Raw genomic sequence first — 19,806 nt, forward strand, 5'->3', positions numbered from 1 at the left:
GGGGCAGGGCGGCTGCCCATGAGGACACGGGAAGGCGTGTGGCGCTTGCCTTCCCGCTTCCGGGCGTGGCTTGATAGCTACTGACGCAATTCCGTATTCTTGGCGCCTTCCTCGACCTGATCGATCACCAGGAGCTTGACCGGGCCGTCGCCGACATTGGTGGCCTGATGCCACTGGCCGATCATTTCGATGATGAAATCGCCTGTCCTGTAGGTGTTGCTGTTGCCGGTCTCGACATTGGTGACCTTCAAAGTGCCGGCCTCGACATAGGCGTAGCGGGGGAAGGGGTGCCGGTGCACCGGCAGGGTCGCCCCCGGCGCGATATCGTAGGTCGACACCAGCACCTGGACATTCTTCTGCGGCAGCGTGATCGGCTGGCCGGAAGCGGTTGCCGTGCGTGAGGCAAGCGGAGTGACAACCACCGGGGTTCCGCCGCTGTCCAGCGCAAGGGCGCCGGTTGCATAAAGCGCGGCCGCGACCAGTAGTGCCGGTATCAAGATTTTCCGCATGATTCCTCCCGAAGCCTTGCCACCATCGCGCGGTGGGCGCTTGCGCGCAAGCGCGTTGCCCTTCGGCAGAGGCTTGGAACCAGGCGGACAAGCATCTACGATGGACTGCCGATCAATCTCTTGTTGCTCGCCCTTTCCCAATTTCGTCGTTTGAGGGCGAACGCGAAGGCCGCTCAACCCAGACCCAATGGCGTTGCAATTGCCGAGGCGCCAACCGTTGGAAGCACCAATCGCTGACGGTTTTAATCTCGGCTTCCAGCCCGTTGTCGAATTTGACCGCAGGTGGCGGCGGCGCGATCGCGGGCTGGCGCTGACGTTGAAAAGCCAGCTCGGCAACCGACGTCAGGTTGGGTGTGTGGCGGAGGCTGCCGAGCTGCACCGGTGGTGTGAGTCACCGGCGACATCAGTGTTATCTAATCTATATTGGCGCGCGTCATCCAATCGATGGATGAGGGCAATGCGCCGCCCGTATAGGCTGATACGTGTAGTGCGAAATTGCGCTACGGAGCGCCAGTTGAGGAGTGTCCCCCCTCGTACACGTTGTTAGTCAGGCGCATTGGCCCGTCGCGCACACCGCGCGGCGGGCCATTTCGAATAATCGGATGCCGATAGCGGCCCGACAGCCTGTTGGGGTAAATTAGCACGGGCCGCCGGGCCTGACCGGCCAGGGCCTGCCGGCTGAGTCGAAGCGTAATATTAGCAATCCCGCATAAGAACACCGCGGAGGCGTTTTCCAATCAATATCTGTTTCATTTCGATACAAAGACACCGGCATCCGTCTTGCACCGAAATCGCTGCCGGTTGACCCCGGTCCTGATCGCGCACTTCCGATCAGGTTGTAGGCTCGCCGGGCTTGAGGTGGTTGGGTCTTCGCCCGGCGGGCTTCCTCCTAGGACTTGGCTCCGCGGCTCTGTACTCAGCTTCCCATGGCAACCGGTCAAAGTCGGGCTTGTGCCTCGTGCACTGTAGACGTGCTCGCGGCGGCCATGTGCAAGTATCCTCCCGGGAGCAATTACCCGCTCAGTTCCCCGCTGGACGGGTTTCTGCCGATCGAGATCAGGCGGCGATAGCGCGGTCAATTCGAAATCTAGCGAGTTGAGATCCACCGCAACCATTCCGGACCGAGCAAGGGTTTTCGCGCAGTTCTTCTCAGCCGTCGCGCTGGCGACGAGGTGCTGCCGGATTAATTCACATTGCTCCCGCGATATCTCCATAGACTGCGCGCCACTTATCGAGCCGGTCGTGGAGATCGTGCCAACTCTTATGAGGACAGTGCTCCCAAAGCATTTGCTTGCCCAAGAGTCCCTCGGGGATGCTGGGGCCATTTAGGGCGCACGCAAGCACCCTTTCGAAAGCGCTCGACGACTTCAGTCCTTGCGAAGTCAGGCGCTCGCGCCACCGGGGAGAACGCTTATGGAATTGTTTGCACAAATGTCGGTGGAAGTGCCGCCCGGCTGTTTAGGGTCATCCTCCATACCCAGCCCCATCTTGTCGGCGAAGCTGAATGCAAAAACTCTTCCACGATTTTCGTCTGTGACACGAACCCATCTTCTCTTCCAGGTTCGCAAGGTGACGTCACGGCCGACGGCCTTGGACGCGGCCTTCAACGGACTGATGGCACGCGCCTGATGCACGGCCAGGACTTTGTTCATGTCCATTTCTTCGACAAGATAGATCGCCATCTTCGGAGCCTCCCCAATCCCCGGTTGCATATTCGCGCAACTTGAGCGCGCGCGCAAGCAGGCCTCTAAACGACCGGCGGACGTTCTGTACGGGTCACCCGCGGGCAATCCGCCGATCAGTTCGGAACCATGGGTGAGGGCTCATCGCATCGATAGACCATGCATTGACCGTCACTCGTCGGAACATAGGCAACCATCGGCACGTAAGGAGCGTCGCATTCATTGCCGAATTGGCGGACATAGCGATCGTAGGTGTTTGGCCCGGTGGTCAGCACCGTTGCATGCTGGCTCTGGATGAGTGCCTGGGTTTGTGCGCAAGTCATCTTGCGCGTGTCCGGTCGGGCGCTGGCGAAACTTGTAGCGGCAATCGTCATCGCTGCCGCGCAGAGCACGATCTTGCGTAGCGACATGGCGGCATCCTCGCGGCACATCCTATCAGCAAAGTCGCATCTTGTGACGCAGTTCCGCAATGGTCGCGCTGTCACGATGCAGCGAGCCAAGCCGCCGGAAAACAGCGGCGACAGCCCTGCCTGTTGCGCCGAAACTCTCAAATGCTTGGAAATGTTGGCTCCCCGGGCCGGATTCGAACCAGCGACCAACCGGTTAACAGCCGGTTGCTCTACCACTGAGCTACCGGGGAACAGAGGCTCTTCAGCAAGTGGCGCAGCCTATAGCAAACCCTTTTCGGCTTTGCAAAGAAGCATTTCGTATTTTTACGAGACTTTTTCACGCGGCGCTTTCTCGCAATCGGCGGTGTCCGCTCTCATATTAGCCGTCTGGCGACCGGCGCGGAACCGAAATGGCGGTCGCGGCTTTCGTAAACAGGCATTCTCGAATCACCAGAGGGCAGCCATTGGCGATGACGGCAGCAGACGAAAACCGGGTACCGGCGCGAAAGATCTCGGTTTTCGGGCGGGAGTTCACCATGCCGCGTTCGCGCGGCCTCAGAATCACGATCGGTGTCCTTTTGACCATCGGCGGCATTCTCGGGTTTCTGCCTATCCTGGGCTTCTGGATGGTGCCGCTCGGATTGCTGGTGCTCTCCTATGAGTTCGCCATGATGCGCCGCCATCGTCGCCGTTTCGTCGTCTGGTGGGAGCGGCGGCGACGGCCGGATTGAACGGCAGGCGCGCCTTTGACCGCGCCGCGCTTGTCGGCGTTACGCCCGGCCTGCAGATTTTCGCGGTTCGGTTCTACGGCCTGCGGTTCTTTCCAGATCCCCGCGAATCTCCTTGAGAACGGCGGCGGCGGAAGCGAGGCCCTCGCGGTCGCGTGGCGAAAGCCGGCTGGTGCTTCTATCGCGATACAGTCGATGGCGTGACGCAGCAATTCCTCGCATCCCGGTCGCGGCAAGCCGCCCCAAGCATCTGTCGCGGTGTTCAGGCTTGCCGGTCTCATGGGCGGTCCTCCTCATTCCTCAACGGCGCCGGGGTCTTGGAGTTTCTCGGGATCGCCTGTTATACATAATGAGATACTAATGTGTGTCGCGGGCGCACTGGTCCGCGACGCTGCATGCGGAGGTTGGATTGATGCAGAGGGAAACCGCGCGGAATGCGCGGTGGCCGCTTGACGGCATTTTCGCCGCAACCTATTGGAACCGGGTGGAACGCCGGGAGCAACGAGGCCTCGTGGCGGAGTGGTTACGCAGAGGACTGCAAATCCTTGCACCCCGGTTCGATTCCGGGCGAGGCCTCCAATGCCCGGGCTCCCGCGCGCCAGCGCAGGAGCTTGAAGTTCCGGTCGAAATGAACCGCGGTTTTGGCGCGGCAAGCGATTGGTTGGGACATGAACGCTGATTTTTCCGAACGTCGGGTCAAGATGGTCGACGGTCAGGTTCGCACCACCGACGTCACCAGCGCACCGCTGCTGGAAGCCATGCTTGTCGTGCCGCGCGAGATTTTCGTCGGCGGCCCCCAGCGCGATCTCGCCTATATCGATGAGGATATCCGCATCGCGGACGGCGCCAGTGGCGCTCGCTACCTCATGGAACCTTCGCCACTGGCCAAACTGATGCAACTGGCCGGGATCAGTTCGGCCGATTCGGCGCTCGATGTCGGCTGCGGCACGGGCTACGCCTCGGCCATCCTGTCACGGCTGGCAAGGTCTGTCGTGGCGCTCGAAAGCGAATCGACGCTGGCCGAAACCGCCGAATCGTTACTGTCATCGCTTGGCTGCGGCAATGTGACCGTGGTCCAGGGGCCGCTGGCGCAAGGCCACGCCGCCACGGCACCCTATGATGTCATTTTCGTCGGCGGCAGCGTCGCGAAAGTGCCGGCAACGCTGCTCGACCAGCTCGCCGAAGGCGGTCGCCTCGTCGCGGTGGAAGGACAGGGCAATTCCGGCATGGCGCGACTATTTTTCAAATCTGGGGGGATTGTAACCGGAAGAAGGGCATTTAATGCGGCAATTAAGCCACTACCGGGATTCGAACGTGAGCATGCTTTCGAATTCTGAATGATTTGGCCTTGCAGCAAAGGCTTTGTCATGGTCGCTTGCATTTGAACAATCGTTGCCGGTCCCGAACTGGGGGCACTTCGGGCCGAGCGACAGGGAGCATCAAACACGCTGCTCCGGCTACTCAAAGGAGAAGCTGGCGCGGCGTGGTTCCCATGGAAAACGAATGAGGGATATACCGTGCCGTCTGTATCCAAGACCCTTCTTGCCGCTGTCCTGGTTTCCGCGACCGCGTTGTCTCCGCTGGCCGCCTCGGCCGAAACCATCTCCGGCGCGCTCGCCAAGGCCTATCAATACAATTCCTCGCTGAACGCCTCCCGAGCCGGCGTGCGCGTCACCGACGAGGGCGTGGCGATCGCCAAGTCCGGCTGGCGCCCGACCATCACCGGCTCCGCCGACGCCAATTATGTGAACACCCACGCCAGGGGTGCCACCAGCAAGACATCGTCCGCCAGCGCAGGAATTGTGATCAACCAGAGCCTGTTCGACGGCTTTCAGACAAGGAACAACGTGGCGGCCGCCGAATCCCAGGTGAAGGCGTCGGTGGAGAGCCTGCGCAACACCGAGGAAAACACCCTGTTCAACGCGGCCACGGCCTATATGAACGTGATTCGCGACCGGCAAATCGCGGTGCTGACCCAACAGAACCTGCAGTTCCTGACCGAGCAGGCGCGCGCCGCGCGCTCGCGTTTCGAGGTCGGCGAGGGCACCCGCACCGATGTCGCACAGGCCGACGCCTCTCGTGCCTCGGCGGTGGCTTCGCTCAGCGCCGCTCGCGCACAAGCCCTGGCAAGCGCCGCGACCTACCACCAGATCGTCGGCGACGAACCCGGCAAGCTCAAGCCGGCTTCGCCGGTATCCAGGCTGTTGCCATCAAGTCTCGAGGCAGCGATCGGGATCGCATCGAATGAACATCCGGCCATCCTGGCCACCCAGCATCTTGTCGACGCGGCTGCGTTTTCGGTGAAATCGGCAGAGGGCGCACTGTTGCCGCAACTTTCAGCCTCGGCAGGCATTTCGGACGACTATCTGAACCGCAATCCGAGCATCGGGACGAACGGCAATTCGACGTCGGCCAATATTGGCGCGACGCTGACCATTCCGATCTATTCGGGCGGGCGGACCTCGGCGGTCGTGCGGCAGAACAAGGAATCGCTCGGCGAAGCACGTATCCAGGTTGATGTCAGCCGCGACCAGGTGCGCCAGGCCGTTGCCTCGGCATGGTCGCAGTACACCGCCGCGCAGCAAAGCGTCGCCGCCAACAGGCAGGTGATCGATGCCGCGCAGCTGGCGCTCAACGGCGTCATCGAAGAGCGTAATGTCGGCCAGCGCACGACACTCGACGTGCTCAACGCGCAGGCCACCGTCATCACCGCCAAGATCAACCAGGCCAATTCCGAACATGACGTGGTCGTGGCGAGCTATGCCATCCTGTCGGCAATCGGCCGTTTGTCGGCCGAGCGCCTTGCCCTGCAGGTGTCCAAGTACAAGCCTGAGGAGCATTACAACGCCGTCAAGGACAAGTGGATCGGCCTGCGCACGCCGGACGGCCGCTAACGGGCCGCTGCCTGAATTCCTTGGGGGATGTCGGAACAGGACCTTCCCCAGGCCGTCGCCACTTCGGTTTCGTGCTCTAATCTGTTGAAATCCCACATGTCCCCAGATTGGGGATTCTCGTGCGGCGATCCGTCGGTTACGCTGTTGCCATGATTCGAATCCGGCTCTTGCCGGAGCGGAAATCCACAGAGGTCACAAGGGCGGCGGATGTGACAATGGCAACGGCAAGCAGCGCACAGCGCGAACCTTCCATGGAAGAGATACTGGCTTCCATCCGGAGGATCATCGAGGACAGCGACAACGGCCGCAAGCAGCCGGGTGAGCCGGATGAGCTGCGGCAGGACCTGGCGCCGGCGCCAGGCGAGGCTCCAGCCGCCGACGTCGATGCGTTTCGCACCGAACTGCATGCTGCCCCTGAAGCCCGGAAGCCGGTCGCGCTTGCCGAGGTCCAGGCGCCATCGCCAGAGCCGGTGATCGCACGCAAGGAAGCGCAGTCGCGCGTCGATCCCGTGCCCGTGAAGACGTCGATGACGCTGGCCGAGGTCAGCGCCAGGATCGCCGCGGAGCCGGTGGCTGCCGTAAGGTCCGACGAGGCCCCGGAGGCCGGCGCGACAAGCGATGCCATCGTTGCCGATTGGCGGCGCGAGATCGCTGCGGTTGGCGAGCAGGCCAAAGCGATGCCGGACAGGAGCATCCGCAAGCCGGTTGTTCAGCCCGATGTGCCGGTGAGCGAACCGGTGGCGGAGCCTGCCTTCGAGCAACCTGCTTCAAGCGGTGCTCCTACGGGCGCTACCGAGGTGCGTGCGGCGGCAAATGAAGCACCCGCGGCCCGTCCGGCAATCCTTTCCGAGCATGCGGGCAGGCAGGTTGCCGCGGCCTTTGGCGAGCTGTCCGACGCTTTTGCCAGCCGCAGCAAGAAGACGTTCGACGAGATGGCCGAAGAAATGCTGCGGCCGATGCTGCAGGATTGGCTCGACAACAACCTGCCGACGCTGGTCGAGAGGCTGGTGCGCGAGGAGATCGAACGCGTGGCACGCGGGGCGCAGTAAGCTCCAGGCAATTGCCGATGTAAACGCCGCCGCCCGAGGCGGCGTTTTTCGTTGCAGCGCCATCAGCTCGCGCTTGCCGCGAAACAGACGAGATTTGCGTCGGGGCCTATGACAATGAATGTGCGGGTGCCTTCCGTTGAAATGAACCCGGCCGCGCCTATCTGCTTGTGATGCCAAGCCGGCCCTTGCGGTTGACTTGGCCAAGACCTTCCGATTTACAGCAAACTAGCAAAAATCCCGACAGCGCGGACCGTTTCCCCATGCTTGAAAAGACCTACGACGCAAAAACCGTCGAGCCGAAGATCGCCAAAGTGTGGGAAAAGGCCGACGCGTTTCGCGCCGGCGCTGGGGCGGAGGAGGGCGCCGAGGCCTTCACCATCGTCATCCCGCCACCCAATGTCACCGGCTCGCTGCACATGGGCCACGCGCTCAACAACACGCTGCAAGACATCCTCGTGCGCTTCGAGCGCATGCGCGGCAAGAATGTGCTGTGGCAGCCGGGCATGGACCATGCCGGCATCGCCACGCAAATGGTGGTCGAGCGCCAGCTGATGGAAAAGCAGATCCACCGCCGCGACCTGACGCGTGAGCAGTTCATCGAGAAAGTGTGGGAGTGGAAAGCCGAATCCGGCGGCGCGATCTTCAATCAGTTGAAGCGGCTCGGCGCCTCTGCAGACTGGAGCAGGGAACGCTTCACCATGGACGAGGGCCTGTCCCAGGCCGTGCTCGAAGTCTTCGTCACGCTCTACAAGGAAGGGCTGATCTACAAGGACAAGCGCCTTGTGAACTGGGACCCAAAACTGTTGACGGCGATCTCGGATCTCGAGGTCGAGCAGCAGGAGGTCAACGGCAACCTCTGGCACTTCCGCTATCCGATCGAGGGCGTCACCTTCGATCCGGAGAACCCGAAGACCTTCATCACGGTTGCGACGACGCGCCCGGAGACGATGCTCGGCGATACGGCGGTAGCGGTCAATCCCGAGGACGATCGGTTCCGGCATCTGGTCGGCAAGAATCTCGTCCTGCCGATCGTCGGTCGTAGGATTCCAGTGATCGCGGATGAATATTCCGATCCTGAAAAAGGCTCAGGCGCGGTCAAGATCACGCCGGCGCACGATTTCAATGACTTTGAGGTCGGCAAGCGCCACAAATTGCCGGCGATTAACATCCTGTCCGTCGAGGCTGCCATAAAGCTGAAAGACAATGAGGACTTCCTCGCCGGGCTCGATGTGACGCCGGAGCGCCAGGCTGTCTGGGACGAGCTCGATGGCCTCGATCGTTTCGTGGCGCGCAAGAAGATCGTCGAACTGATGGAAGCCGGCGGCTTCCTCGACAAGGTCGAGCCGCATCGCCACGCCGTGCCGCATGGCGACCGCGGCGGTGTGCCGATCGAGCCGTTCCTGACCGAGCAGTGGTATGCGAACGCGGCCGAACTCGCCAAGCCGGCGATCGCCTCGGTGCGCGAAGGCCGCACCAATTTCGTGCCGAAGAACTGGGAGAAGACCTATTTCGACTGGATGGAAAACATCCAGCCCTGGTGCATTTCGCGCCAGCTGTGGTGGGGGCATCAGATCCCGGCCTGGTACGGGCCGGATGGACGCGTCTTCGTCGAGAAGTCCGAGGGAGAGGCGCTGAGTGCCGCGATCGAATATTACCTGGCGCTCGAAGGGCCATGGAAGGCCTGGGTCGAGGACAAGCTCGAGAACTTCAAGCCGGGCGAGATCCTGACCCGCGACGAGGATGTGCTCGACACCTGGTTCTCGTCGGCGCTGTGGCCATTCTCGACGCTGGGTTGGCCTGACCAGACGCCGGAGCTGAAGACCTACTACCAGACCGACGTGCTGGTCACGGGCTTCGACATCATCTTCTTCTGGGTTGCCCGGATGATGATGATGGGCCTGCACTTCATGGACGAGGAGCCGTTCCGCACGGTTTACGTGCACGCGCTGGTGCGCGACAAGAACGGACAGAAGATGTCGAAGTCGAAAGGCAACGTCATCGATCCGCTCGACCTGATCGACGAGTATGGGGCGGACGCGCTGCGCTTCACGCTGGCAGTGATGGCGGCGCAGGGGCGCGACGTGAAGCTCGATCCGGCGCGCATTGCCGGCTATCGCAATTTCGGCACCAAATTGTGGAACGCCACGCGCTTCGCCGAGATGAATGAAGTCGCGCGCAATGATGATTTCTGGCTGAACGACGCCAAGCTGGCGGTCAATCGCTGGATCCTCACCGAACTGACACGCGCCGCGCGCGAGATCACTGACGGCATCACTTCATACCGCTTCAACGAGGCGGCCGGTGCTGCCTACCGCTTCGTCTGGAACCTGTTCTGCGACTGGTATCTGGAGCTCTTGAAACCAGTGTTCATGGGCACGGACGAGGCGGCCAAGGCCGAAAGCCGCGCCTGTGTCGCCTTCGTTCTGGATGAGATCTACAAGCTCTTGCACCCGATAATGCCGTTCATGACGGAAGAATTGTGGGCGCAGACGGCGGGCGAGGGCAAGGAACGCGACTCGCTGCTTTGCCATGCCGCCTGGCCGTCGCCGGATTTCGAGGATGCTGAAGCGGCCGCAGACATCAACTGGCTGGTCGATCTCGTGTCGGGCATCCGTTCGGTGCGCTCGGAGATGAACGTGCCGCCTGGGGCGATAGCGCCGCTGGTCGTGGTCGGCGCCAACGGCGTGACGCGTGAACGGCTGGTTCGCGAGGAGTCGGCGATCAAGCGGCTGGCGCGCGTTGGTGACATCTCGCTGGCTGACGCGGCACCCAAGGGATCGGCCCAGATCGTGTTGAACGAGGCGACGATCTGCCTGCCGCTTGGCAGTCTGATCGATCTCGCCGCCGAGGCCGCGCGGCTGCAGAAGGAACTGGCCAAGGTCACTGAGGAAATAGCACGTCTGCACAAGAAGCTGTCCAACGAACGGTTCGTCGCCAGCGCGCCGGCCGAGATCGTCGAAGCCGAGCGCGAAAAGCTCGCCGAATATCGCGACGCGCAGGACAAGCTTTCAGTGGCGCTGAACAGGGTCCGGGACGCTGGTTGAAGGTAGATTCGGCGCCTTGGCGTTGCCCCGAGCGTGGGTCTTTTTTGCCTCCAAAACAGGCATTCCGCAGCGTTAATCTTGACGTAAACGGAAACTTTTAGCCCCATTGTTGCCATAATGTAACAATGGGGCCGTAAGCTCCTCAATTTGGCCGTTTTCGGGCCTTTTTAGCCGGTTTCTTCCCATCGGAACGAGGGATCGAGGCTCCGGGAGGCGTTTTTCCGCCCTCCAGCACGGCCGCGCATTTTGTCCAAAATACGTTTGGCGGACCTGTACATGTACGCTCCAGGAATTCGTTGTTGCACCGTTAACCTGAATTGGTTCTAGCTTGATGCACTGGTTATTCGGGGAGGACATCCATGAACAATTTGCGTCTGAAAGCACTGCTGGGGGCAGGGGGCTTTTCGCTGGCTTTGGCAGGCTCGGCGCATGCTGGCGGTTTTTCGCGCGGCACGGCTGATACCGACATCCTTTTTGAGGACGGCAATTTCAATATGCGCACGAGTGTGACCTATGTCGCGCCCACCAGAAAATATTCGAAAAACCTTCTCAATCCCAATTTGGTTGGCGAGAATTATTCGGATGCCTACGCTGTCCCCTCGGCCGCGGTGAAATTCAAGCTGTCGGACAGCCTGTCTTGCGCGGGTACCTATACAGAGTCTTACGGCGGCGGAGCGACATGGTCTTCGCCTAGCGGAACTCTTGCCAAGCTCAAGGAAAATTTCACGATCTACGAAGGCGCTGTCACCTGCGGCGTAAAGTTCGATTTGAGCAAAGGTCGTTTTTGGGTACTCGGCGGTATCTACCATGAGGATGTGGACTACAACCTGCTCGCGGTTGCCGGATTGCTTAATGTCAATCTGAAGGACAGCAACATGGGGTGGCGTGCAGGCGTTGCCTATGAAATTCCGGACATCGCGTTGCGCGCTCAGTTGATGTACCGTTCGGGTGTATCGATCGATGCGACCGGTTCGGCGACCGCTAACCCTCCGTTGAGCCCCTTCCCCGTATCGATTACCCAGCCCGCAACTGGCGACACCAAATTTCCGCAGTCGCTGGAGTTCAAGGCTCAAACCGGTGTGGCACCCGGTTGGCTTGTCTATGGTAGCGTTAAGTGGACCGATTGGTCGGTCACCGAGCAGCTCAATCTTCATGCTCCGACCTTGGGTATCGAGAATGGCAACGACTATTTCTGGCGTGACGGCTGGACCGTCACCGGTGGCGTTGGTCACAAGTTCAACGACCAATTCTCTGGAACGGTCTTTGCTTCTTATGATCGGGGCGTCAGCACCGGCTGGGATTTGACCGGCGATACCTACAGCCTTGGCACGGGTGTTGCGATGAAAGATAAGCTGGGTGGCGAGCTTCGGTTGGGCGTTGCCGCCGTATATCTGGCGTCTGTGTCGGAGACTCAGTATGTGCCCACCTTGCTCAACCGTACTGTTCAGGGCGACTGGGGATACGCTCTGTCGGCTGGCTACAGCGTCAAATGGTAACCATCTGAAATTCAACATGAAAGGCCGGGCATTGCCCGGCCTTTTTTGTTGGACCGGACCTCGTCGAGGATCCCGTTAGCCAAAGGGCGTTGCACATTAGCCGCACTGATGCCCTCTCCTGCGATTGTGACGTTTTGGCAACACTTTCTGAACAACCCCCGCGCTACAAATCCGCCTGAGGAAATTGCCCATTTCCCGCCATAAACCCGGCGCACCTCGATCCTATCTCGGGACACGCGCCAAAAGGCTCGGCGATGGGGCAGGCCGCGCCGCTCGCGGCAAGGAAGAGTATGGACGCCAGAGTCATTTCCAAGGCTAAGCTCCCCAGCCGCCATGTTACCGTCGGGCCGGCGCGTGCGCCGCACCGCTCCTATCTCTATGCGATGGGCTTGTCGGCCGCCGAAATCGCGCAGCCGCTGGTCGGCGTCGCCTCCTGCTGGAACGAAGCGGCACCCTGCAACATCTCGCTGATGCGCCAGGCGCAAGTGGTCAAGAAGGGCGTGGCCGCCGCGCATGGCACGCCGCGCGAATTCTGCACCATCACGGTCACCGATGGCATCGCCATGGGCCACCAGGGCATGAAGTCCTCGCTGGTGTCGCGCGAGGTCATCGCCGATTCGGTCGAACTCACCATGCGCGGCCATTGCTACGACGCGCTGGTGGGGCTCGCTGGCTGTGACAAGTCGCTGCCGGGCATGATGATGGCCATGGTGCGTCTCAACGTGCCATCGATCTTCATCTATGGCGGTTCGATTCTGCCGGGCAGCTATCGCGGCCGGCAGATCACCGTGCAGGATGTGTTCGAGGCGGTCGGCCAGCACTCGGTCGGCACGATCGGCGATTCCGAACTGCTTGAAATCGAGCAGGCGGCCTGTCCGTCGGCCGGCTCCTGCGGCGCACAGTTCACCGCCAACACCATGGCCACCGTCGCCGAGGCGATCGGCCTGGCACTGCCTTATTCCTGCGGCGCGCCGGCGCCTTACGAGATGCGCGATCGTTTTAATTTCGCGTCCGGCGAAAAGGTCATGGAGCTCATCGCGAAAAACATCCGGCCGCGCGACATCGTCACGCTGAAGGCGCTGGAGAACGCAGCGACCGTGGTCTCGGCCACTGGCGGCTCGACCAACGCAGCGCTGCACCTGCCGGCAATCGCGCATGAGGCGGGGATAAAGTTCGATTTGTTCGATGTCGCCCGCATCTTCGAGAAGACGCCCTATATCGCGGACCTCAAGCCCGGCGGCAAATATGTGGCCAAGGACATGTTCGAGGCCGGCGGCATTCCGCTGTTGATGAAGACGCTGCTCGACCACGGCTATCTGCATGGCGATTGCCTGACGGTTACTGGCCGCACTTTGGCCGAAAATATGGAGCACGTTGCCTGGAATGAGCATCAGGATGTGGTCCGCCCGGCCAACAGACCTATTACCCAAACCGGCGGTGTCGTGGGCTTGAAGGGAAACCTTGCCCCCGAAGGCGCGATCGTGAAGGTCGCGGGTATGACGGAGTTGAGCTTCTCCGGTCCCGCGCGCTGCTTCGATTCGGAAGAGGAATGCTTCGAAGCGGTGACGCACCGCAACTACCGGGAAGGGGAGGTTCTGGTCATCCGTTACGAAGGGCCGCGCGGCGGACCGGGCATGCGCGAGATGCTGTCGACGACAGCGGCGCTCTACGGCCAGGGCATGGGGGGCAAGGTGGCGCTGATCACCGACGGCCGCTTTTCAGGCGCGACGCGCGGCTTCTGCATCGGCCATGTCGGACCCGAAGCGGCGGTTGGCGGTCCGATCGGTCTCATCCGGGATGGCGACGTGATCTCGATCGACGCGGTGAACGGCACGATCGAAGTGGCGCTGACCGAGACCGAGCTGGCGGCGCGGGCCAAGACCTGGAAGGCGCGCACGACCGACTATCAGTCGGGCGCGATATGGAAATACGCACAGACGGTCGGGTCTGCCCGCGATGGCGCGGTCACTCATCCGGGCGGTGCGAAAGAAACACACTGCTATGCGGACATCTGAGTTGTTGAGGTCCTCTGTCCTTCCGGCACTGGTCGCGGTTGCGATCTTTGGCGCCGTGGGCCAGGCCATGGCCTTCGACGACAAGGTGTTCGACGACAAGACCGGCGTGAAGCCGCAGTCGAGCCCCTGGGCGGTGTTCCAGTTCGGCTTCTCCGCCTACAAGAACGGCCACAAGGAACAGGCCGCCGAGGCCTATAAATACGCCGCCGAGAACGGCCAGATCGGCGCCACCTGGAAGCTTGCCCGCATGTATGCCGAGGGCGACGGCGTGGCGCGCGACGACTATGAGGCTTTCAAGTTCTTCTCGGAAATTGTCGACCAGGATGTCGAGCCCGGTTCGCCGGAAGAAAGCTACGTATCCGATGCGCTGGTGGCGCTCGGCGACTATCTGCGCAAAGGTATTCCCGGCAGTCCGGTCACCGAGAATGAGGTGGCGGCCCAGGAATATTATATGCGTGCCGCCGCCAACTACCGCAACCCGAACGCCCAGTTCGAGGTGGGGCAGATGTTCCTGAAAGGCGAAGGTGGCGTGAAGGCCAGCGTCAAGCAGGCTGGGCGCTGGTTCCAGCTCGCCGCCGAGAAGGGCCATGCCGGCGCGCAGGCGACGCTTGGCCATCTGCTGTTCCAGAGCGGCAAGATTGTTCGCGGCCTGGCGATGATGACCGCCGCCCTTGAACGGGCGCCGGCAGCCGACCAGCCCTGGATTCGTGGCATGCAGGAAGAGGCCTTCGCCGCAGCCGGTGAAGCCGACCGCCGCACCGCGATCTCGCTCGCCGACGACATCCTGACCAAGGGCAACAACACCGATCAGTAAAGGCGCGACGGCTGAGCCTGCCAATCTCCTCGATGAACGTGGAGATAAGCTATCGGGAAAAATCAGTTCTCGGTCGGCTCTGTCGGCACCCTGCTTGGCGCCGGCGTCGAGATCGGCGTGGCGGGCAGGTGCGGCGCCGTGGTGTTTCCAGGACAGCTGTCGCTGACCTTCGTCCATGATGTGTTGTTGAGCACCATGTCGCAGCGGGCCAGATGACTTTGGTCGGCAACCGTCAGGCAGACGACCTGACCGACCGCATAGGATTTTCCATTGGCCAGACATTCCGGGGCGGCGAAGGCCGGCACGACCGCAGCCATGGTGAATGCCAAGCCGATCGGACAAAGAGCAAATCGAGTGGCCATGGAACCCCAGCCGCCATGATGATTTTTCATCATGCGCCCGCTTTGTGGCGATAGAAGGTCCGCCGTCGGCCGAAGAGCAGGCTTCCCGGTCAGGCCGGCTGCAGGGCGAGGTCGATCGCCACCGGCACATGGTCGGACGGTTTTTCCCAGGCGCGCACGTGTTTTTCGATCGAGGCGGACGAAAACCGGTTGGCGGCTTCCGGGGACAGCAGCAAATGGTCGATGCGGATGCCGTTGTTCTTCTGCCAGGCACCGGCCTGATAGTCCCAGAAGGTGTAGGTGTCGGGGGCGTCGGTGACGGCTCGCACCGCTTCGGTGAAACCGAGATTGAGCAGCCGGCGGAAGGCCTGCCGGGTCTGCGGCTGGAACAGCGCGTCGCCCAACCAGTTTTCCGGAAACCGCGCGTCGATCGGCTCGGGAATGACGTTGTAGTCGCCGGCCAGCACCAGGGCCTCTTCCAGCCTCAGGCGCTCCTCGGCCCAGCGCTCCAGCCGCGTCATCCAGGACAGCTTGTAGGGGAACTTCTTCTCGTCATCGATCGGATTGCCGTTCGGCAGATAGAGGGAAGCGACACGCAAGGCGCCCTTGTCGGTCGAGAAGACGCCTTCGATGAAACGCGCCTGCTCGTCGGCATCGTCACCGGGCAGGCCTCTGATAACTTCGTCGAAGCGCAGCTTCGACAGCAGGGCAACGCCGTTGAACCCCTTCTGGCCATGGGTCTCGACATTGTAGCCAAGCGCCTCGATCTCGGCGCGCGGGAACTGATCGTCGACGGTCTTGATCTCCTGCAGGCACACGATGTCGGGCGCGCTCTCGGTCAGCCAATGGGTGAGGTTGCCGAGGCGGGCGCGCACGCCGTTGATGTTCCAGGTGACGATTTTCATGACGGTCTCATTACTCTTGCGGCGGATGGCGTTCGACCAGACCGATCGTATTGCCAGCAGGGTCCTTTAGGAAGGCCATCCACTCGCTTTCCCCCGCCGGACCGAACTGGCCTTCGGTATCGCGATGGACGAGCGTTGGCGGCGCGGTGAAGGGAACGCCCGCGGCTTTTGCCTCGGCGTGGAAATCATCAAGGTTTGATATATCGAGATAGACGGTACCGGCCGGTATGCCATCCGTGAACAGCAGCCTGATGTCGCCGACCATGATGAAGGCAATGCCTGGCGGATCGTAGCGGGCATGTAGGGCCAAGCCGAGCACACCGCGCCAGAAGGCCAGCGTCGAATCAAGGTCGCGTCCGGCCGACAGCGCGATCTGACGGACCGCGCCGATGGCAGGCATGCTGTTAGATGGAGAAACTGGTGCCGCAGCCGCAGGAGGCGACCGCATTCGGGTTCCTGATCTGAAACGATTGGCCCATCAGATCGTCGACGAAGTCGATCACCGAGCCGCCCATATAGACCAGCGACAGGTCGTCGATCAGCACCGTGGCGCCGTCCTTTTCGATGGCAACGTCGTCGTCATTGCGCGTATCGACCAGGTCGAACTTGTAGGAAAAGCCGGAGCAGCCGCCGCCTTCGACGGAAACGCGCAGCGCCGTCTTGCCGGCTTCGCCAGACACGATCTTGGCAATCCGCTTGGCCGCGGCCTCGGTCATGTCGACTTTCATGGCAGTCTTGGCATCCGCGCCCATTGGCGTCACCTTGCTTTCGGTTTCACATGATAGGTATGAAGCGCGAGCGGCCGAGTCAACCACATCCAAGTCAACTGCACCAAGTCAACCTGCGGCATCGATCATGACCAACGAGTTGGGCGACATCGGATTTGGCTACCGGCCACGCGCGGCTTATGCCACCGATCCGGCGCGCTCGCGCGGCCGGCTGTTCGACGAGGTCGAAAGCCCGACCCGGACGCCGTTCCAGCGCGACCGGGACCGCATCATCCATTCGACCGCGTTCCGGCGGCTCAAGCACAAGACCCAGGTCTTCATCGCCCATGAAAGCGACCATTATCGCACAAGGCTGACCCATTCGATCGAAGTGGCGCAGATTGCCCGTGCGCTGGCGCGGGCGCTGCGCGGCGACGAGGATCTCGCCGAGGCGGTCGCGCTGGTGCATGATTTCGGCCACACACCCTTCGGCCATACAGGCGAGGACGCGCTGAACGACAAGATGGCCGCCTGGGGCGGCTTCGATCACAATGCCCAATCGCTGCGTATCGTGACGAGGCTGGAAGCGCGATACGCCGAATTCGATGGGTTGAACCTGACCTGGGAAACGCTTGAGGGCCTTGTCAAGCACAACGGTCCGCTGACGGACGCCAGCGGCAAAGGCCTGAAAGGGCCGGTGCCGCAGGCGATCCGCGATTATTCGCAGTTGCAGGACCTCGAACTCGACCGGTTCGCCGGCATCGAGGCGCAATGCGCGGCGATCGCCGACGACATCGCCTACAACACGCACGACATCGACGACGGCCTGCGGGCAGGGCTGCTGACGCTCGACATGCTGGAGGCCGTCTCGTTGCCGGGAGCGATCCTGAAGGGCGTGCGCCAACGCTATCCGGCGCTCGATGACGTACGCACCGGCCACGAACTGATGCGGCGGCAGATCACCGCCATGGTTGAGGACGTCATTGTCCGCGCGACCGCCAATCTGGAGCGTGTGGGACCGCTTAGCGCCGATGCGGTAAGGGCGGCGGGCGAGACGATGGTGACCTTTTCCGCCGAGATGGCCGCGGCAGAGAAGGAACTGAAGGCCTTTCTCTACAAGCACCTCTACCGGCACGCGGAGGTGATGCGGGTGCGCGCCGGTGCCGAGCAGATCGTCAGGGACCTGTTCGACGTCTATTTCGGCGACCCTCGTGCCATGCCGGACGGCTGGCGCGAGGGACTGGACCGGGCCGAAGATCGCATCAAGGCGCGCAGCGTGGCCGATTTCCTCGCGGGCATGACCGACACCTACGCGCTGAAGGAACATCGGCGTTTGTTTGACCGCACACCGGATTTGAGCTAGGGCGGGCGCGATTTTGCCGGCCAACGAGCCGGATTCGCCATAAAGCCGCCAGAGCAATACCCATGAACATCTTCGCCGATTTCACCGCGCGAGTCATAAAGGCTGTCGAAGCGCTCGATCTGAAAGATAAGGGCGGCGTTTCGCCCGACCTGTCGCGCATTGCCGTCGAACCACCGCGCGACGCCAGCCATGGCGATCTCGCGACCAATGCCGCGATGGTGCTGGCCAAGCCAACCGGCCAGAACCCGCGCGCATTGGCCGAGAAACTGGCGGAGGCGCTGCGGGCCGACATGGATGTCGCCGCCGCCGAGGTCGCGGGCCCGGGCTTCGTCAATCTCCGGCTCAAGGACGGCTTCTGGCAGGCTCATCTGTCGGCGCTTCTCGGCGAGGGCCGCAACTATGGCCGCTCGACGATCGGGGCTGCCCGGAAAACCAATGTCGAATATGTCTCGGCCAATCCGACGGGGCCGATGCATGTCGGCCATTGCCGGGGCGCGGTTGTCGGTGACGCGCTCGCCAACCTGATGGCGTTCGCCGGCTACGACGTGACCAAGGAATATGTCATCAACGATGCCGGCTCGCAGATCGATGTATTGGGCCGTTCGGCAATGCTGCGCTACCGCGAGGCGCTCGGCGAGGACGTCGGCGAGATTCCGGCCGGACTTTACCCCGGGGACTATCTCGTCCCGGTCGGCGAGGCTTTGGTCCGGGAGTTTGGCCGCTCCTTGCTGCAGATGCCCGATGACGAGGCGCTGGCGATTGTCAAGGACCGCACCATCGATGCGATGATGGCGATGATCCGCGAGGATCTGGCGCTGCTCAACGTGCACCACGACGTGTTCTTCTCCGAGCGCACGCTGCATGCCGACAATGCCAAGAAGATCCGCTCGGCGATCAACGACCTGACGCTGAAGGGCCACATCTACAAGGGCAAGCTGCCGCCGCCCAAGGGTGAGAAGCCGGACGACTGGGAAGACCGCGAACAGACGCTGTTCCGTTCGACCGCCGTGGGCGACGACATGGACCGGGCGCTGGTCAAGTCCGATGGCGCCTTCACCTATTTCGCCGCCGATGTGGCGTATCTGAAGGACAAGGTCGATCGCGGCTTTGTCGACCTGATCTATGTGCTTGGCGCCGACCATGGCGGCTACGTCAAGCGGCTGGAAGCGCTGGCGCGGGCGATTGCCGGCGACGATGTCAAGCTCACCGTGCTTTTGTGTAACCTGGTCAAGCTGTTTCGCGATGGCGAGCCGGTTCGCATGTCGAAGCGGTCCGGCGACTTCGTGACGTTGCGCGAGGTGGTTGAAGAAGTCGGGCGCGACCCGATCCGCTTCATGATGCTTTACCGCAAGAACGATGCGCCGCTTGATTTCGACTTCGCCAAGGTGACGGAGCAGTCGAAGGACAATCCGGTGTTTTATGTCCAGTACGCCTCGGCGCGCTGCCATTCGGTGTTCCGGCAGGCGAGCGAGCAATTGGGCGAGGCGAATTTCGACCGCAAGAGCCTGGCTGCCGCTGTGACGTCGTTGACCGACGAAGGCGAGATCGGCCTGATCCGCAAGCTCGCCGAATATCCGCGCCTGATCGAGTCCGCGGCACTTGCGCTCGAGCCGCATCGACTGGCATTTTATCTCTATGATCTGGCTTCCAGTTTCCACGGCCACTGGAACCGTGGCACGGATAATCCGGACTTACGTTTTGTTAAGGTTAACGACCGAGAATTGACGCATGCCAGACTAGGGCTGGTGCAGGCTGTATCGGACGTTTTGACGTCCGGCCTGACGCTGATCGGAGCCGCCGCGCCCACCGAAATGCGTTAGGTTTAACTAAAAAACCTGTCACCTTTTGCCCACATTGCGCTGGTAAGGGC

17 protein-coding genes and 2 tRNA genes are annotated in these 19,806 nt (G+C 61.9%); 11 read left to right on the forward strand and 8 right to left on the reverse strand.

All coding sequences use genetic code 11. The features are described from left to right. Window positions 1–77 precede the first annotated feature (77 nt). From FJ958_RS07100 to FJ958_RS07115, 4 genes are all read right to left on the reverse strand, one after another. Window positions 78–509: a cupin domain-containing protein gene (locus FJ958_RS07100; RefSeq protein WP_140741042.1), complete on the reverse strand. Its 432-nt coding sequence runs from the start codon at window positions 507–509 to the stop codon at window positions 78–80. Between the two features lie 1,382 nt (window positions 510–1,891). Continuing rightward, entirely contained in the window at window positions 1,892–2,191 is a 300-nt protein-coding gene (locus FJ958_RS31535) for a hypothetical protein (protein ID WP_181176313.1), read from the reverse strand. A 116-nt stretch (window positions 2,192–2,307) separates the two neighbouring features. Continuing rightward, window positions 2,308–2,601 carry a hypothetical protein gene (locus FJ958_RS07110; RefSeq protein ID WP_140741044.1) on the reverse strand — a complete coding sequence of 98 codons (294 nt, stop codon included), beginning with the start codon at window positions 2,599–2,601 and terminating at the stop codon, window positions 2,308–2,310. Between the two features lie 155 nt (window positions 2,602–2,756). Further along, window positions 2,757–2,831 (reverse strand) — tRNA-Asn (locus tag FJ958_RS07115). Window positions 2,832–3,050: 219 nt separating this feature from the next. Between FJ958_RS07115 and FJ958_RS07120 the strand changes: the two genes are divergently transcribed. The 9 genes from FJ958_RS07120 to FJ958_RS07160 all read left to right on the forward strand — a co-directional run bounded on the left by FJ958_RS07120 (window position 3,051) and on the right by FJ958_RS07160 (window position 14,620). Further along, window positions 3,051–3,311, forward strand: coding sequence for a hypothetical protein (locus tag FJ958_RS07120; protein WP_140741046.1), 261 nt, complete (start codon window positions 3,051–3,053; stop codon window positions 3,309–3,311). Between the two features lie 502 nt (window positions 3,312–3,813). Continuing rightward, window positions 3,814–3,887, forward strand: a tRNA-Cys gene (locus FJ958_RS07125). An 89-nt stretch (window positions 3,888–3,976) separates the two neighbouring features. After that, window positions 3,977–4,645, forward strand: a complete 669-nt coding sequence (locus FJ958_RS07130; RefSeq protein WP_140741048.1) for a protein-L-isoaspartate O-methyltransferase — start codon at window positions 3,977–3,979, stop codon at window positions 4,643–4,645. Between the two features lie 180 nt (window positions 4,646–4,825). After that, window positions 4,826–6,202 carry a TolC family outer membrane protein gene (locus FJ958_RS07135; protein WP_140741050.1) on the forward strand — a complete coding sequence of 459 codons (1,377 nt, stop codon included), beginning with the start codon at window positions 4,826–4,828 and terminating at the stop codon, window positions 6,200–6,202. A gap of 215 nt (window positions 6,203–6,417) precedes the next feature. Further along, window positions 6,418–7,251: a PopZ family protein gene (locus FJ958_RS07140; RefSeq protein WP_140741052.1), complete on the forward strand. Its 834-nt coding sequence runs from the start codon at window positions 6,418–6,420 to the stop codon at window positions 7,249–7,251. Between the two features lie 260 nt (window positions 7,252–7,511). Continuing rightward, the gene (locus FJ958_RS07145) at window positions 7,512–10,295 is read left to right on the forward strand and encodes a valine--tRNA ligase (protein ID WP_140741054.1); all 2,784 of its coding nucleotides are present in this window, start codon (window positions 7,512–7,514) and stop codon (window positions 10,293–10,295) included. Window positions 10,296–10,654: 359 nt separating this feature from the next. Next, window positions 10,655–11,791, forward strand: coding sequence for an outer membrane protein transport protein (locus FJ958_RS07150; RefSeq protein ID WP_140741055.1), 1,137 nt, complete (start codon window positions 10,655–10,657; stop codon window positions 11,789–11,791). 290 nt (window positions 11,792–12,081) lie between these two features. Beyond that, complete coding sequence (gene ilvD, locus FJ958_RS07155; protein WP_140741057.1) at window positions 12,082–13,806, forward strand: dihydroxy-acid dehydratase; 1,725 nt, start codon at window positions 12,082–12,084, stop codon at window positions 13,804–13,806. After that, complete coding sequence (locus tag FJ958_RS07160) at window positions 13,793–14,620, forward strand: tetratricopeptide repeat protein (RefSeq protein WP_140741058.1); 828 nt, start codon at window positions 13,793–13,795, stop codon at window positions 14,618–14,620. Before ilvD ends, FJ958_RS07160 begins: the two co-directional genes overlap by 14 nt. A gap of 62 nt (window positions 14,621–14,682) precedes the next feature. Here the strand turns inward: FJ958_RS07160 and FJ958_RS07165 are convergent, their stop codons facing one another. The 4 genes from FJ958_RS07165 to erpA all read right to left on the reverse strand — a co-directional run bounded on the left by FJ958_RS07165 (window position 14,683) and on the right by erpA (window position 16,618). Continuing rightward, the gene (locus FJ958_RS07165) at window positions 14,683–14,937 is read right to left on the reverse strand and encodes a hypothetical protein (RefSeq protein ID WP_246676873.1); all 255 of its coding nucleotides are present in this window, start codon (window positions 14,935–14,937) and stop codon (window positions 14,683–14,685) included. Window positions 14,938–15,071: 134 nt separating this feature from the next. Continuing rightward, window positions 15,072–15,866, reverse strand: a complete 795-nt coding sequence (xth, locus tag FJ958_RS07170) for an exodeoxyribonuclease III (protein ID WP_140741061.1) — start codon at window positions 15,864–15,866, stop codon at window positions 15,072–15,074. Window positions 15,867–15,876: 10 nt separating this feature from the next. Further along, window positions 15,877–16,266 (reverse strand): VOC family protein, encoded by a 390-nt coding sequence (locus FJ958_RS07175; RefSeq protein WP_140741063.1) that lies wholly within the window; start codon window positions 16,264–16,266, stop codon window positions 15,877–15,879. Between the two features lie 4 nt (window positions 16,267–16,270). Continuing rightward, window positions 16,271–16,618 (reverse strand): iron-sulfur cluster insertion protein ErpA, encoded by a 348-nt coding sequence (gene erpA / locus FJ958_RS07180; RefSeq protein WP_031259639.1) that lies wholly within the window; start codon window positions 16,616–16,618, stop codon window positions 16,271–16,273. A gap of 103 nt (window positions 16,619–16,721) precedes the next feature. Between erpA and FJ958_RS07185 the strand changes: the two genes are divergently transcribed. Further along, entirely contained in the window at window positions 16,722–17,936 is a 1,215-nt protein-coding gene (locus FJ958_RS07185; RefSeq protein WP_140741065.1) for a deoxyguanosinetriphosphate triphosphohydrolase, read from the forward strand. Between the two features lie 62 nt (window positions 17,937–17,998). Beyond that, window positions 17,999–19,756, forward strand: a complete 1,758-nt coding sequence (gene argS / locus FJ958_RS07190; protein ID WP_140741067.1) for an arginine--tRNA ligase — start codon at window positions 17,999–18,001, stop codon at window positions 19,754–19,756. The last annotated feature ends 50 nt before the right edge of the window (window positions 19,757–19,806 follow it).

It is taken from the genome of Mesorhizobium sp. B2-3-5 (assembly GCF_006442395.1).
In the GTDB taxonomy this organism is placed as follows: domain Bacteria; phylum Pseudomonadota; class Alphaproteobacteria; order Rhizobiales; family Rhizobiaceae; genus Mesorhizobium.